The organism is Sphingomonas gellani (assembly GCF_900110035.1).
Taxonomy (GTDB): domain Bacteria; phylum Pseudomonadota; class Alphaproteobacteria; order Sphingomonadales; family Sphingomonadaceae; genus Sphingomonas; species Sphingomonas gellani.
In genome coordinates this window covers 264,113-277,581 of the sequence record NZ_FOCF01000002.1, presented here as the reverse complement: position 1 = coordinate 277,581, position 13,469 = coordinate 264,113, and the positions used below count along the sequence as shown (strand labels likewise).

The 13,469-nt window shown below is 67.1% G+C and carries 15 protein-coding genes; 10 read left to right on the top strand and 5 right to left on the bottom strand.

Features of this window, described 5'->3' with window-relative positions:
- Positions 1 to 3 precede the first annotated feature (3 nt).
- Complete coding sequence (locus tag BMX37_RS05520) at positions 4 to 951, top strand: FecR family protein (protein WP_170841875.1); 948 nt, start codon at positions 4 to 6, stop codon at positions 949 to 951.
- Positions 938 to 3,322 (top strand): TonB-dependent receptor, encoded by a 2,385-nt coding sequence (locus BMX37_RS05515; protein ID WP_093664482.1) that lies wholly within the window; start codon positions 938 to 940, stop codon positions 3,320 to 3,322. The genes BMX37_RS05520 and BMX37_RS05515 overlap by 14 nt, the downstream gene beginning before the upstream one ends.
- A 48-nt stretch (positions 3,323 to 3,370) precedes the next feature.
- Here the strand turns inward: BMX37_RS05515 and BMX37_RS18725 are convergent, their stop codons facing one another.
- Complete coding sequence (locus tag BMX37_RS18725; protein ID WP_280139230.1) at positions 3,371 to 3,541, bottom strand: hypothetical protein; 171 nt, start codon at positions 3,539 to 3,541, stop codon at positions 3,371 to 3,373.
- A 191-nt stretch (positions 3,542 to 3,732) separates the two neighbouring features.
- Between BMX37_RS18725 and BMX37_RS18445 the strand changes: the two genes are divergently transcribed.
- Positions 3,733 to 3,972, top strand: coding sequence for a hypothetical protein (locus tag BMX37_RS18445; RefSeq protein WP_139198026.1), 240 nt, complete (start codon positions 3,733 to 3,735; stop codon positions 3,970 to 3,972).
- 53 nt (positions 3,973 to 4,025) lie between these two features.
- On the opposite strand, the gene BMX37_RS05510 is transcribed toward BMX37_RS18445, so the two are convergent.
- Positions 4,026 to 4,469 (bottom strand): hypothetical protein, encoded by a 444-nt coding sequence (locus BMX37_RS05510; protein WP_212611398.1) that lies wholly within the window; start codon positions 4,467 to 4,469, stop codon positions 4,026 to 4,028.
- Positions 4,470 to 4,559: 90 nt separating this feature from the next.
- On the opposite strand from BMX37_RS05510, the gene BMX37_RS19295 reads away from it, so the two are divergent.
- Positions 4,560 to 4,682, top strand: coding sequence for a hypothetical protein (locus BMX37_RS19295; protein ID WP_280139222.1), 123 nt, complete (start codon positions 4,560 to 4,562; stop codon positions 4,680 to 4,682).
- Between the two features lie 109 nt (positions 4,683 to 4,791).
- On the opposite strand, the gene BMX37_RS05505 is transcribed toward BMX37_RS19295, so the two are convergent.
- Positions 4,792 to 5,685 carry a DMT family transporter gene (locus tag BMX37_RS05505; protein ID WP_093664481.1) on the bottom strand — a complete coding sequence of 298 codons (894 nt, stop codon included), beginning with the start codon at positions 5,683 to 5,685 and terminating at the stop codon, positions 4,792 to 4,794.
- Between the two features lie 92 nt (positions 5,686 to 5,777).
- On the opposite strand from BMX37_RS05505, the gene BMX37_RS05500 reads away from it, so the two are divergent.
- Positions 5,778 to 5,960: a hypothetical protein gene (locus BMX37_RS05500; RefSeq protein WP_093664480.1), complete on the top strand. Its 183-nt coding sequence runs from the start codon at positions 5,778 to 5,780 to the stop codon at positions 5,958 to 5,960.
- A 127-nt stretch (positions 5,961 to 6,087) separates the two neighbouring features.
- On the opposite strand, the gene BMX37_RS05495 is transcribed toward BMX37_RS05500, so the two are convergent.
- Positions 6,088 to 6,525 (bottom strand): GFA family protein, encoded by a 438-nt coding sequence (locus BMX37_RS05495; RefSeq protein WP_093664479.1) that lies wholly within the window; start codon positions 6,523 to 6,525, stop codon positions 6,088 to 6,090.
- A 407-nt stretch (positions 6,526 to 6,932) separates the two neighbouring features.
- Between BMX37_RS05495 and BMX37_RS05490 the strand changes: the two genes are divergently transcribed.
- The 3 genes from BMX37_RS05490 to BMX37_RS05480 all read left to right on the top strand — a co-directional run bounded on the left by BMX37_RS05490 (position 6,933) and on the right by BMX37_RS05480 (position 8,294).
- On the top strand, positions 6,933 to 7,139 hold the full coding sequence (locus BMX37_RS05490; protein WP_093664478.1) for a cold-shock protein: 207 nt from the start codon (positions 6,933 to 6,935) through the stop codon (positions 7,137 to 7,139).
- Positions 7,140 to 7,203: 64 nt separating this feature from the next.
- Entirely contained in the window at positions 7,204 to 7,440 is a 237-nt protein-coding gene (locus BMX37_RS05485) for a hypothetical protein (protein ID WP_093664477.1), read from the top strand.
- A 53-nt stretch (positions 7,441 to 7,493) separates the two neighbouring features.
- A complete protein-coding gene (locus tag BMX37_RS05480; RefSeq protein WP_212611397.1) occupies positions 7,494 to 8,294 on the top strand; it encodes a spermidine synthase family protein in 801 nt (266 codons plus the stop codon).
- On the opposite strand, the gene BMX37_RS05475 is transcribed toward BMX37_RS05480, so the two are convergent.
- The gene (locus BMX37_RS05475) at positions 8,198 to 9,415 is read right to left on the bottom strand and encodes an ROK family transcriptional regulator (protein ID WP_093664476.1); all 1,218 of its coding nucleotides are present in this window, start codon (positions 9,413 to 9,415) and stop codon (positions 8,198 to 8,200) included. The genes BMX37_RS05480 and BMX37_RS05475 overlap by 97 nt on opposite strands.
- A gap of 224 nt (positions 9,416 to 9,639) precedes the next feature.
- On the opposite strand from BMX37_RS05475, the gene BMX37_RS05470 reads away from it, so the two are divergent.
- Positions 9,640 to 11,103 (top strand): glycoside hydrolase family 125 protein, encoded by a 1,464-nt coding sequence (locus BMX37_RS05470; RefSeq protein WP_093664475.1) that lies wholly within the window; start codon positions 9,640 to 9,642, stop codon positions 11,101 to 11,103.
- 33 nt (positions 11,104 to 11,136) lie between these two features.
- Complete coding sequence (locus tag BMX37_RS05465; RefSeq protein ID WP_244501407.1) at positions 11,137 to 13,452, top strand: GH92 family glycosyl hydrolase; 2,316 nt, start codon at positions 11,137 to 11,139, stop codon at positions 13,450 to 13,452.
- Positions 13,453 to 13,469: the final 17 nt, after the last annotated feature.

Genomic DNA, 13,469 nt, shown 5'->3' with positions numbered 1-13,469 from the left:
TCGATGGATGAGGCGATCGCCTGGCACCTCCGCCTGCCCGATGCCCGCCCCGACGAATGGAACGCGTTCGTGGCCTGGCTGGAGGCATCGCCGGATCATGCGGCCGCGTATGATCGGATCGCTGCGGACGACGCGCTGCTGACCGATGCGCTGCGGCCGGCGGAATGGGCGCCCGCCCCCTCCCCCCAGGTCAACGCGTCCGCCGATCGATGGTGGGGTCGTTGGCGCTGGGGCGCGACCGCGGCCGGGTTCGCTGTCGCCGCCGCCCTTGCGCTCCCGCTCTGGCCGGATGGCTCCTCCAACCCGGTCGCCCCAATCCTGCTGGAAACCGCACCGGGCGTGCGGCGCAGCGCACGGCTGGAGGACGGCAGCGTGGTCGCGATGAATGGTGGCACGCGGCTGTCGATCGACCGCGCCAGCCCTCGCCTGGTCACGCTGGAGAAGGGCGAGGCGGTGTTCACGGTCGTTCACGACGCCGCGAAACCGTTCGAGGTGCGATCGGGCGGCGTGCGATTGCAGGACGTCGGAACCGTGTTCAACGTGACCAGCGAAGGGCGCGGAGTATCGGTGCAGGTCGCGGAGGGTGCGGTGCTGTTCCGCCCGGATCGGGAGCGGCTGACGCTGACGGCAGGCGACGCGCTGTCGATCGCGGACGCGGCGGGACGGCCGCGCCTGACGCGCGTCCCGGCGGCCGACGTGGGGGGCTGGCGCCGCAATCGCCTGGCGTTCAGCGCGACGCCGCTGCCGATGGTCGCCGCCGCACTGGCGCGCAATCTGGGCACGGAGGTGACGATCGACGCGGCGCTGGCCAAGACACTGTTCACGGGGTCGCTGTCCCTGGCGGGTGGCAGCGAAAGCACCGTGCCGCGTCTGGCGCGGCTAGTGGATACCGGCTGGAGCCGGGTTGGTCGGCGCTGGACACTGACACCGCGGAACCATGTCACGCGCTGACCGCCGACTGAGCCTGCCCGCCGTCCTGCTGATCGCCGCCGCCCCCACGCCGGCGTTGTCGCGGGAGGCGAACGTGCCGGTGGCGGTGGCGGCGGGGCCGCTCGACCGGGCGCTCGCCAGCCTGGCGGAGCAGGCGCGGATCGACATCGGCAGCACGGAACCCGGACTGGCGGCGATCCATGTGCAGGGCGTGCGCGGCCACCTGACCGCATCGCGCGCGCTGGCGATGTTGCTGCAGGGGACGCCATTCCGGGCCGAACGCATCGACGCCACGACCTATCGCCTGCACCGCACGATGGCGCGCGCCAAGCCGATGCCGAGACGCACGGTGCCGCCCACGCCGCCCGCCGTTAAGCCTGCCGCAGACGCACCGCTTCCGCCGGACGTGATCGTGACCGCGGCGAAGACGGGTGTCGGTGCCCTGCGCCTTCCCGGCGCGATCACGGTGATGCGAGCCGGGGCGGGCGACGCGTTCGGGCATGACGCGGCCGGCGGACTGAGCGAGGCCGCGGCCACGACGCCGATCCTGCAGGAAACCGCCCTGGGCGCGGGGCGGAACAAGCTGTTCATCCGGGGTGTGGCAGACAGCAGCTTCAGCGGGCCGACCCAGTCGACGGCGGCGGTATATTGGGGCGACGTGCCGGTGGCCTATACCGGGGCCGATCCGGGGCTGAACCTGTACGACGTCGACCGGGTGGAGGTGCTGGAGGGTCCACAGGGCACGCTGTACGGCGCCGGTGCGATCGGCGGCGTCATCCGGATCGCGCCGCGCGCGCCCGATCTGTCATCGCCATTCGGCCAGGTGGCGAGCGGCATCACCCTGACGCGCGGCGCCTCGGCCGGCGGCGATGTCGCCGCGATGCTCAATCTGCCCCTGGCGACGGACAGCCTGGGGCTTCGCGCGGTGGGATATCGGCGCAACGAGGGTGGCTATATCGACGATCTCGGCCGGGACCGGCGCAACGTCAACGACGTGCGCACCACCGGCGGCCGGCTGACATTGCGGGCGAGGCCGGCATCGGAGGTGACGATCGATCTGGGCCTGATCGGTCAGCGGGTCATGGCGGACGACCTGCAATATGCCGAACGCGGGCTGCGCGACCTGGCCCGCTCCGCTGCGCTGGCACAGCCGTTCCGGCAGGATTACGGCCTGGCCCAGATATCGGTGGAACAGCGTTGGGCAAGCGGGCTGACCTTCGTCTCCGCGACCGGCTATGCCCGGCGTCACGCGGAAAGCCGGTTCGACGCGACCCGCCAGCGCACCGTTCCCGTCGCCTATGACACCGACGAGCGCAGCCGGCTGTTCTCCCAGGAATTCCGTCTGTCGCGCAAGGGCGACAATGATGCGGGTTGGCTGGTGGGCGTCGCCATGGTGCGCGCGATCGACCTTTACGGCCGGCGGCTGGGTCCGATCGATCGCCAGCGCGAAATCGTCGGTACGGCCAACCGCACGACCGATGCCGCCCTGTTCGGGCAGGTCGGTATCGCCCTCACCCCCAAGCTGGCGGTGACGCTGGGCGAGCGGCTGACCCACCAGCGATCCGACGGGGAGCCGATCGCGGGCAAGCGGGCCCGCAACTTCATCCGCGGGGTCAGCGTGACCCGGCTCGATCCGACGGCCGGCCTATCGTGGCTGGTCGCGCCCGGCACCGCCCTTTACGCGCGCTATCAGTCGGGATTTCGGACTGGGGGGATCACCGTCGCGCCGGGCGTCGGCCGCGTCGCGAATCTCGCACCCGACACCATCCATGTGGCGGAGGCGGGTGTCCGGCACGAGCGGCAGGGACCGCTGGGGCTCGCCGGCAGCATCGGTGTATCGCGGGCCGACTGGCGTGACGTGCAGGCCGACCTGATCGACCCGTCGGGTTTCCCGTTCACCACCAACATCGGCAACAGCCGGGTGGTCGGGCTGGAAGCGACAGGAAGCTGGATTCCGTTGGCGGGGCTGACGCTGGCGGCGGCGGCTTTCATCGCCGATACCCCGCTGGAGGCACGGTCCAGGCGGATCATGCAGCTGCGCACCGACCGGGTGCCGAACACGCCGCATGTGTCCGCGTCCGGCAGCGTGGAATATGCATGGCGTCCGACCGCGGTTGCCTCCGCGTCGATCGGATTGGATGGCCGCTATGTGGGGCATTCCGTGGTCGGATCGGTCGCGCCATTCGACCTGCGACAGGGTGGCTTTGCCATCGCCGACGCGCATGCCGAGTGGCGGCAGGACCAATTCCGGTGGACGTTGAGCCTGGACAACCTGCTGGATGTCCGGGGCGACCGCTTCGCCAGCGGAAACCCGTTCGCCATCGCGACCCGGCCGGCCTACACGCCCGTCCGCCCTCGCGCGGTGAGGATAGGCGTTGCCGCGGATTTTTGAGACTTAGCCGGACGAGCAGCCCCACGGCGTGCCTTGACCCGGCGGGGGTCAGCGATCCTGCAACCCCTTGAAGCCGCAGGCGAAGATGCGCACGCTGGTCCGCAACACCGCGCCCATGTCCGTCGAGGTGCAGGCGCCGTTGGACAGCCGGTCGATGCGGCCGCTCTGCGCCATCGAAAACGTTAGCGAGCCGAGCAGATGGTGCACGAACCAGAGCAGGTAAGGCCGGCGATAACGGAACTGGCGGAGGACTATTTCGGACTATACTGTCTGCGAGCGACATGACCTCGCATGCCGTGGCAGGGCACCGACTGTCCCAATCCGGTACAGCCGTAAAATGTGCGGATCGGACGGGCTGTCCGGCTGTTTGGCTCCCTCATTCCGCTCGTCGGGATCACGAGGAGCGGAATTTGCAATCTGACGTAAACTGGCGGGCCCCTGCCCGCCTCTGCCGCCGTCACGGCTTCGTTGCCTATCGCGCGACCGAGATCGGGCGCGGCGATCTTGCGGAAATGGTGGCCCTGGCGTTGCGGCAACCAGAAGACCAGCAGGCCGAACTGTACGTGTCGTGTGAGGCCGTACGCCGCAAGCTTCCCTGGCCCCGCATCCGCGAACTTGCCGCCCGTGCGGACTTCCCGACGTTCATCTGAGATCGGCGGAAGCGACAGTGCGCCGTCGGGCCGTGATGGTCGGACGAGCCATATTACTTGCCGATGTCAGCCTTGTTCAGCAGGACGTCCAAGCGATACACGTGCGCGGGCTGCAAGAGGATATCGTTCATGCGGGCGTTGTCGCGGAAGATATCGCCTCCCCCACCCGCGACATGCGCATGACGCCCCGCGATGTTGGGAAATGACTCAAAGATGCCGAACACCCGTTCCGAGTAGCGCACCCCCAACCAGGGGCCAGTAGCCGGTTCGTCGAGCACACAGCCGTAGATGTCCCGGAGCATCTGCACGATTCCGTCCCCCCTGCCGGGCTTGGCCTCTATATGGATATAGAAGGCCTCGCGCCCGTCCTCGCGATTTTTGCCGGTGACGATGGCCCCATCGTGACGCGCCTCCGATGGTTGTTTCGCAAAGGGGATGGGACCGGGCATGGTCGCGAGGCCTTCCGGGCGGGTCGATGGCGCGGTCGCGTTGGTCATTTCCTGCTCTACGAGGGCACGGTAAGCGGGGCAGCTGTCGCGATCGGCATCGAGCCGCTGGTCTCCCGCCTGTTGGAGGAGAACCGGCTGATGGCCCTGACATCGTGCCGGCTTCGTTCGGCACGCAGCTTCTTCCTGCTCCAGGCACCCGCCCCGCCGACGCGTGCGGCGCGCCTGTTCCACGATTGGCTATGGAGCGAGGCGCGGCGCTGAACGACGCCCTGGTGCGTGCGCGGCAAGCGGGTGAACGATGTCGCGCCGGGCGTGATCCGATGGTGGCTTTGCCATCCCGCGCTGTTCTCAAGACGCAACGTCGGAGGGTTCAGGCCTGCTCGGCTGACGCGCTTGATCGTTTCGGCCGCGATTGCCCGAGCAACACACCGCCAAGGGCCAGTCCAAAGCCGATCAACTGGAGCACACCCAGCCGCTCGCCGAACAGGGCCCACGCCTCCACGGCGGCGAGTGGCGGCACCAGAAGCAACAGCATCGACATGCGCGTCGGCCCTTGATGACGCACCAGCCAGACGAGCAGGCTGAGACCACCGACCGACAGGCCCGCCACCGACCAGCCGAGGCTCAGCCACAGGACAGGGTGGCCATCCCAACGCCACTCGCCGACGACCAGGGCCGCGGCAACCGCGACCAGCGCGCCACCCAGGTTCTGGACGGCGCCCGATACGAGGATCGGGTCCCCCGACAGCGCGCCGCGCTGAATCAGCGTGCCGCCGGTCATGGCGATGATCGCGATCAGGCCGGCCACGGCGGGAACGACCGGTATGCCTCCCACGCCTGCGCGCGCGATCGCCGGCAGCAGCACGCAGGTGACCCCGGCGATTGCGATGGCAAGACCGATCCAGGCGCGACGTGGAAGTCGATTCCCCAGCAGCAGGACGCTCGTCAACGCGACCATCAGGGGCTGGGTCGCACCCAGCAGCGCCATGATTCCGGCCGGCATGCCCCGGCTCACCGCCCACCAGCTGATCGTCAGGTACAGGCCGTGAAGCATCGCGCCCGCCATCAGGTGCAGCCGAAGCTGCCGCCCCCGCGGCCAACGTTGCCGCGCCATGCCGGCCGCTCCCGCCAGCACCAGCGTCGAGATCGTCAGGCGCGTCGCCAGCACCAGTTCCGGTGCGGCATGCGGCGCAGCCGCCCGCGCCACGATGAAGCCGGTCGACCAGATCAGGACGAAGGCGAGCGATGCGAACAGGCCGAACATGCCGCATCCCTTTACGGAAATTGCCCCGACGTCGAGCCTGTCAGAGACGGGTTGCGGGACCGTGCCTGCATCCGCAGGTCTTCTTTGACACGATGAAGCGGGGCGAGAGCGACCCGGCATGCCTGTCGACCCTCGTGGCGACATTGTTGCGTGACCTGTTCCGCTACCATGTCGTCATGAACTTCCAGGCCCCGCTCCTCGCGTTGCAGGAGGGCTGGGTCGACACGCTCTTCCTCCCGCTGCTGCGGCCTGCGGGGTATAGGAAGAAGAAGTGAGCGATGTCTTCGCGGGGATGCGCTCCCTGGTGGCACCGGCCGCGCGCCTGCCCGGCGGGCTGACAGTGTTGAAAACCGAGAAGGATCATCGAACGCACGCTCGCCGGCGCCCGAGAGCGGACGCGCGTCAGGTCTTCTCTTCGTCAAGCTTCACGAATCGGAGCGTGCCGATCTGCCGCGACCGACCGCCTGTGTCGCTGGGATGATGAACACCATCCACCACCAGAACCTCGGCGAAGTCGAAGGGGCTGACCCCCTCGAGGCACGCGACATTGACGCCGTACTCGTTCGGATTCGATCGGCGCTGATGATGCGTGTAGATGCCGCAGCGCGAGCAGAAGAAGTGTTCGGCGACCCGCGTGTTGAACCGATAGCTGGTAAGGGAGTCGGCTCCCTCCAGGATGGTCACCCCATGCATCACTGCTGATACGACAACAGCACCACGCATCCGGCAGTAGGAACAGGTGCAGCGGCGGGCGGTCGCCAATCCGTCGCTCAACACCGCTTCGAAGCGCACGGTGCCGCAGTGACATCGACCGGCTACGGTCTGTGATCCCTGTGACATCGCGTTCAAACCTCCAGCCTTCCTGCTCGCGCGACCGCCTCGACCCCGATGGCCGATCAGGACGGCGCCTGTAGCGACGACGACGCGCGCGGTGATTATGTAGCCGGTGGACGCTTGCTCAGGAAGAAGCGGCCGCTCGACGCGGCGAAGACAATGCTCTCAGCGCGGTGGTGCAGCGGTGCCCCCTCACATTAATGTCGACGTATCAGTCCGGCCACCAATCGACCGCCTTCTACGATGCCGGCACTATCTTTCCAGCACATGCGACCTATATCGGCAGGGCTTAACGTCGCCTGCGACGGATATCGGGCCGCTCATGGCTCCCCTTGTCCCTTTCTAGCCTCACGAAGCCGGGATGCGCCGCGATTGGCGCATGCCCGACCACGCATGGGACAAAGGATACCCATATGATCACCGGCACCGTCAAATTCTTCAACGCCGACAAGGGCTATGGCTTCATTGCGCCCGAGGATGGCAGCACCGATGCCTTTGTTCACATCACCGCCGTCGAGCGCGCGGGCATGCGGACGCTCAACAAGGACGACCGCGTTTCCTACGAACTGGAGACGGATCGTCGTGGCAAGACATCGGCGGTGAACCTCAGGTCTGTCTGAGCTTGACCGGTCGGCGGAAGCCATAAGGGTTTCCGCCGAAGCGTCCCCCTGCACAGGAGCCGTCATGTCCTTACAACTCTACCGCGATGAAGCTGTTCGACAGCGTTCGGCGGCCGAAGCATCAACCCTCCAGAATGTTCGCGAGCGGTGCGAGCGTGCCGCCCAAGCATGGGATGCGCTGGCCGTTCGCAGCGAGCGGGCTGACGCCGCGCGCGCCAAGGCGGCGTCCGACAAGCTGGTCGCCGAGTCGAGCGAAAACGCGGACGACGGGCTTCCCGCACCCGTTCGTCGCGACACCTGACGTTGGCGAGGACCGAAGCCGCTCTTCCCGAGGACACTATAGAGCAGGACGGGGTGCTCGTCGATACGGCCGACGTGCCCGGTGGCGGTCAATTGCGCCTGCTGCGCCATGGGCCGGACTTCGAGATCATGTTCGGCGACGAGCAGTTGATGGGAAGTTGGTCCTACCGTTCGGAGCAGGCGCTCGCGACGCTGGCCCTTGGCCATATGGGCGAACGGCCGCGTGTCCTGATCGGCGGCCTCGGCATGGGGTTCACCCTGGCCGCAGCCAGATCCGTGCTGCCAACGAGCGCCGGCATCGTCGTTGCGGAGCTTGTGCCCAAGATCGTGACCTGGGCTGGCGGCCACCTGCGCCATCTGTTCGGCGACTCCCTGGATGACCCACGGGTATCGGTCGAAGTGCGCGACGTTCACGACGTGATCGTCGAGCAGCCGGGCGGTTTCGACGCCATACTCCTCGACGTCGACAATGGCCCGGACGGGTTGATCAGCCTTGCCAACGAACGGCTTTATTCCGACTGGGGCCTACGCGCAGCACGTGCGGCGCTGCGGCCCGGCGGGGTGCTGGCCATCTGGTCGGCCTACCCGGACCACAGCTTCTCCTATCGGCTGCGAACCTCCGGCTTCGAGGTTGAGGAGGTCAGCCTGGATACGGATGGTACCGAGGACAACCCCCATCACACGATCTGGCTCGCCATCGCTGGTGGAGCGGGCGGGATATCCAGCGATACAGGCGGGACCCTACGGAGCAGCCGCAGTCAGGAACTGCGGCCCGCTTGCATCAGGGTCGCGTCCGACGGCAGCAGCCGATCCAGGAACGGCAGGATAGCAGCGCCGATCGCCGGCCCATCCTGAGCCATCTTGGCCCGATAGATGGGCGCGTTGGTGGGCAACCGCATGCTCGCCAAGGCCTGCTGCAATCGTGCGATCAACGCCTCCATCAGCTCGCCGGGTAGACGCCCCCCCAGGATGATGGCGTGCGGATCGATCAAACCGTTGACGTTCACCAGGGGCGGGGTCAGCGCGCGCGTTGCGTCGTCGAGCCAACGATCCACCACCGCCTTCACCTCCGCGTCGGCGAAGCAGAGGTCGGCCGGTTCGTTGCAGGCGATCCCTGCCTTGGCGAGATACTGGGCCAGGGCGGACAAGGACACGACGTCCTGAACCACGGCGCCGGGCGTCGCGCTGGTCACGTCGGGCAAGAGCCCGAGTTCCGCGCTGCGCCGATTGGCACCCTCGACATAATGCCGGTCGATCATCAGCCCGCCACCCAGGCCCGAGCTGATCAGGATGTAGAAGAAGCTGGGAAGCGTCAGCCCCGTACCCGAATGCGCCTCCCCGATCGCTGCCGCGGCGGCATCGTTGTCGACAAGAATGGGCCAGGGCACGATCGGTGCGAGCAGCTCCGGTATCGAGAGGTTCGCCCAGAGGTCGTACTGCGCAGGGCGGCCCGGCAGCGTGATCTCTCCAAGATCGTCGGGAATGGCCACGCCCATGCCGAGGACGCGATCTCGCCCCACCCCCACCTCGGCCAGCAAGGAATCCAGTGCCTCTCTGACGAAACGCACTACATCATCGGGCAAGGCGAACGCGACGTCGCGAACGCGGCGCGCGCACACATCGCCGGCAAGGTCGAGAGCGAGCAAGGTCAGGTGGTCGCGATCGATGTTCAGGCCGATCGCTATACAGCCAAGCGGCTCCACCTTCAGCCGTATGGCGGGCTGGCCGCGCGGCCCTTGCAGGCGCCCGACCTCCTTCACCAATCCTGCGTCCATCAGGCGCCGCGTGATATTGGCGATCGTGGGAGCGGTGAGGCCGGTTGTACGACTCAGCTCGGCCCGGCTCGTTTCGCCGTTGATCCGTATCGCCTGCAGGATAACGCGCTGATTATAGTCGCTCGCGCGCGCCAAGTTGGTGCCCGACAGCGTGACCGCCAGGCGCGCCCCTCGCCCTTCATTCGCTTGCTCTGAGGTCATACGCCACCCTTTCGGCCGGTGGTTACAGCCACCACCGGCAGCCGATAAACCGAAACACCGCGTTCGGCAGCCAGCTGCTAAACACAATTTGAAATATCTATCTGCTTGCGCCGGGCGCGCCGTGAATCTTACGGTGGGGAAAGGCCGGGAAGGTCGCAGCTGTGCCGGTCCGGCAACCGGATGCAGGAGAATGGAAAGAGAACGCGACGATCATGGAAGCCAGGATGCAAATGCCCCGCCGTGCAATCCTTGCCGCTGGCCCAGCCGCCCTGTGTTCCTTCGCCCTGTGTTCCCCCGCGCTGTCCTCCGGCACCGTTGGTCTTGCTCGCGAAGGAAGCGGCCGACTCCCGACCCGCCGCCCCCCGCTGGCGGAGCGACGCTTCACCAGCCGCGCCGTGGAGCGCGAGATCGCACGGGTAAAGGCGCGGATCGCCGATCCCGAGATCGCGTGGCTGTTCGAGAACTGTTACCCAAACACCCTCGACACCACCGTTCATGCCGGCACCGTCGACGGCAAGCCCGATACGTTCGTCATCACCGGCGACATCGAGGCGATGTGGCTGCGGGACAGTTCCGCACAGGTCCAGACCTATGTGCATCTGGCGCCGCAGGATGCCAACCTGCGCCGGATGTTTCATGGGGTGATCCAGCGTCAGGCCCGGTGCATCCTGATCGACTCCTACGCAAACGCGTTCATGGCCGATCCGACTGCCAAGTCGAACCTCGGCGCCATCGACGACCTTACCGACATGAAGCCGGGCGTCGCCGAGCGGAAGTGGGAGCTGGACTCGCTCTGCTATCCCATGCGGCTGGCCCATGCGTACTGGACCGCGACGCGCGATCCGGCGCCGTTCGATGCGCTATGGGCGGAGAGCATGGCGCGGGCCGTTGCGACCATGCGTGAGCAGCAGCGCAAGAATGATGACGGCCCGTACCGTTTCGAGCGGGTCAATCGCCACGCGACCGAGACCCTGATGCTGAAGGGTGTCGGCGCACCGACGCGCAAGGTTGGACTGATCCACTCGATGTTTCGTCCCTCGGACGATGCATGCACCCTGCCCTTTCTGATCCCCTCCAACCTGTTCGCCGTGGCGGCCCTGCGCATGCTGGCGCAGGTTCATGCGGAGGCCCGGCACGACAACGCCGCGGCCACAGACTGCTCCGCCCTGGCCGACGAAGTCGAGCGCGCCCTGCACGCCCATGGCCTGATGAGCGATGGCCAGGGAGGCCAGGTTTGGGCGTTCGAAGTCGACGGCTTCGGGAACGCGATCTTCATGGACGACGCGAACGTGCCCAGCCTGTCGGCCCTGCCGCTGATCGGGGCCGCAGCATCGAACGATCCGCTGTACCGCCATACTCGCGCGCTCGCCTGGAGCACGCGCAACCCGTATTTCTTCAGCGGCACGGCAGCGGACGGGATCGGCGGCCCGCACAAGGGGCTGGGCATGATCTGGCCCATGTCGGTCATGGCGCGCGCGATGACGGCCGACAACGACGCGGAGATCCGGCAGTGCCTTGGCTGGCTGAAGACGACCCATGCCGGATCGGGCTTCATGCACGAATCCTTCTGGAAGGATGATCCGGCCCGCTTCTCACGAGCGTGGTTCGCATGGGCGAACGGCCTGTTCGGCGACCTGATCCTCGACCTCGATCGGCGTCGCCCCACGTTGCTCGCCGAGCGCTTCTGACCGCAACCGATGCTCCGTCCGAAAGGAAGTAACTTGTTCCGCGCCAATCGTCGCGAGCTCCTCGCGGGCTCCGCTCTCGTCGCCCTCGGTTCCACCGTGCCGGCCATGGCCGCCGCCCCCGATACCATGGCGGGCAAGCCGGACCTGTTCGTCGGCACAGGCGGCCATGGTCACACCTTTCCGGGCGCCACCCTGCCCTTTGGCATGGTGCAGCTTTCACCCGACACCAACAATTTCGGCTGGGACGCCTGCTCGGGCTATCATCAGTCGGATCGATCCATCATGGGATTTTCCCATACCCATCTGTCCGGCACCGGCATCGGCGACATGCTCGACGTGCTGGTCGTGCCCACCCGCAAGCCCCTCGCTCTCGCGCCCGGCACCACGCAGGATCCAGACGCCGGCTATCGGCAGCGCTACTCGGAGGAACATGCGGAGCCCGGCTATTACCGCGTTCGCCTGGAATCGGGCGTGCTGGCCGAGCTGACGGCTACGGAGCGCACGGGCCTGCATCGCTACACCTTCGCCAAAGGGCCGGCCCACATCCTGATCGACTTCGCGCACTGCAAGCAGGAGACGGCAGAAGAGCTGGTGCGCATCGAGGACGCGTCGCTCCAGATCGATCGAAACGGCGTGCTGTCCGGCAGCCGCCAAGTTTTCCGCTGGGCCGAAGGACGCCGTATCCACTTCGCGATGCAGCTGTCGCGCAAGCCGGACCGTGTCCAGTTCTTCGGCGATGACGACAAGCCGGTCGCCGCCGGTGCGTCGCGAGTGGCGGGTCACCGGCTGAAGGTAGCCTTGTTCTTCGACGACGCCGGCTCCGCGCCGATCCTGGTCAAGACCGGGATCTCCGCCGTCGATGTCGCCGGCGCCCGCCAGGCGCTGGCGGAGGTACCGGATTGGGACTTCAACCGCGTGGTCTCCGTCGCGCGGCGCACTTGGGCCCAGGAACTCGACCTGGTCCGCGTGTCGGGAGGGACACCGGCACAGCGCACGATCATGGCCAGCGCGCTATATCACAGCTTCATGGGCCCGACGCTGTTCAGCGACAGGGATGGCCGGTATGTTGGCCTGGACAAGACGGTCCATACCCTTCCCGCCGGCGAGTTCGCGTATAGCGCGTATTCCCTTTGGGATACCTACCGCGCACTCCACCCGTTGATGACCCTGATCCGCCCGGACATGGCGCGCCGCTTCGTCCACGATCTGATCCGCCAGACCCAGCAAAGCCCCGACGGTCCGCCCACCTGGCCGCTTCAGGGGTATGAAACCGGCTGCATGAACGGATGGCACTCGGTCGTCGTCCTCGCGGAGGCACAGGCCAAGGGGATCGACGCGGACTACGCCGCAGCCTGGCCGAACATTCGACGCCGTGCGTTTGACGCCGGGTTCAAGGACAACCGCGCGACGCTGGGTCGCGGTGAGTACATGAAGCTCGGCTACATTCCCGCGGACAAGGTGAAGGAGTCGGTCAGCCGCACCCAGGAATATGCGTATGACGACCACGCCATGGCGATCATCGCCGATGCCGTGGGTGCGAAGCAGGATGCGGCCGCGCTGCGCAAGCGGAGCGGCAACTGGCGCAACGTGATCGATCCGTCGATCGGTTTCGCCCGCCCACGCTTCTCCGATGGACGCTGGTGGACGCACTATGATCCGATCCAGCTCGGCCACATGCCCCAGCCGCGCTGGCGCGATTATACAGAGGCGAATGGCTGGCAGGCGACCTTCCTCGTCCAGCACGACCTGTATGGGCTGATCGACCATTTCGGTGGCGACGCTGCATATGAGAAGAAGATCGACTCCTTCTTCAACGGCCCGTCGACCCTTCCTGCCAATGCGCCGCCGGACATCGCCGGCCTGGTCGGGCAATATGCGCACGGCAACGAGCCGGATCAGCACGCGCCCTATCTTTACGCCTATGTCGGCGCCCCATGGAAGACGCAGGCCATGGTGCGGCGCCTGTGCACGGAAATGTACAAGGACGATCCCGACGGGGTGATCGGCAATGACGATTGCGGGCAGATGAGCGCATGGTTCATCCTGTCGGCGCTCGGCTTCTACCCCGTCGATCCCACCACGGGCGTCTACGTGTTCGGGTCGCCGCTGTTCGACACGGCGGAATTGCGGGTCGGCGAAGGCAAGACGCTGCGGGTCCGGGCGGTCGGCAACGCGCCGGATCGGCCCTATGTCCAGTCGGTACGCTGGAACGGCCGCCCCTGGACGCGCAACTGGATCGCCCACAGGGACCTGATCCAGGGCGGTGAGCTGGAGTTCACCATGGGTGCTCGTCCATCCCGCTTCGGCACCGCTCGCGAAGACCGCCCACCCTCGCCGCGCAACACCTGACCAAGCCCCGGCAGCAG

Excerpts from the sequence above, each read along its gene's own strand:
- BMX37_RS05520 (WP_170841875.1), top strand. The coding sequence starts at position 4 with ATGGATGAGGCGATCGCCTGGCACCTCCGCCTGCCCGATGCCCGCCCC.
- BMX37_RS05515 (WP_093664482.1), top strand. The coding sequence starts at position 938 with ATGTCACGCGCTGACCGCCGACTGAGCCTGCCCGCCGTCCTGCTGATC.
- BMX37_RS05510 (WP_212611398.1), bottom strand. The coding sequence starts at position 4,469 with ATGACCAACGCGACCGCGCCATCGACCCGCCCGGAAGGCCTCGCGACC.
- BMX37_RS19295 (WP_280139222.1), top strand. The coding sequence starts at position 4,560 with ATGGCCCTGACATCGTGCCGGCTTCGTTCGGCACGCAGCTTCTTCCTG.
- BMX37_RS05505 (WP_093664481.1), bottom strand. The coding sequence starts at position 5,685 with ATGTTCGGCCTGTTCGCATCGCTCGCCTTCGTCCTGATCTGGTCGACC.
- BMX37_RS05500 (WP_093664480.1), top strand. The coding sequence starts at position 5,778 with ATGAAGCGGGGCGAGAGCGACCCGGCATGCCTGTCGACCCTCGTGGCG.
- BMX37_RS05495 (WP_093664479.1), bottom strand. The coding sequence starts at position 6,525 with ATGTCACAGGGATCACAGACCGTAGCCGGTCGATGTCACTGCGGCACC.
- BMX37_RS05490 (WP_093664478.1), top strand. The coding sequence starts at position 6,933 with ATGATCACCGGCACCGTCAAATTCTTCAACGCCGACAAGGGCTATGGC.
- BMX37_RS05485 (WP_093664477.1), top strand. The coding sequence starts at position 7,204 with ATGTCCTTACAACTCTACCGCGATGAAGCTGTTCGACAGCGTTCGGCG.
- BMX37_RS05475 (WP_093664476.1), bottom strand. The coding sequence starts at position 9,415 with ATGACCTCAGAGCAAGCGAATGAAGGGCGAGGGGCGCGCCTGGCGGTC.
- BMX37_RS05470 (WP_093664475.1), top strand. The coding sequence starts at position 9,640 with ATGCAAATGCCCCGCCGTGCAATCCTTGCCGCTGGCCCAGCCGCCCTG.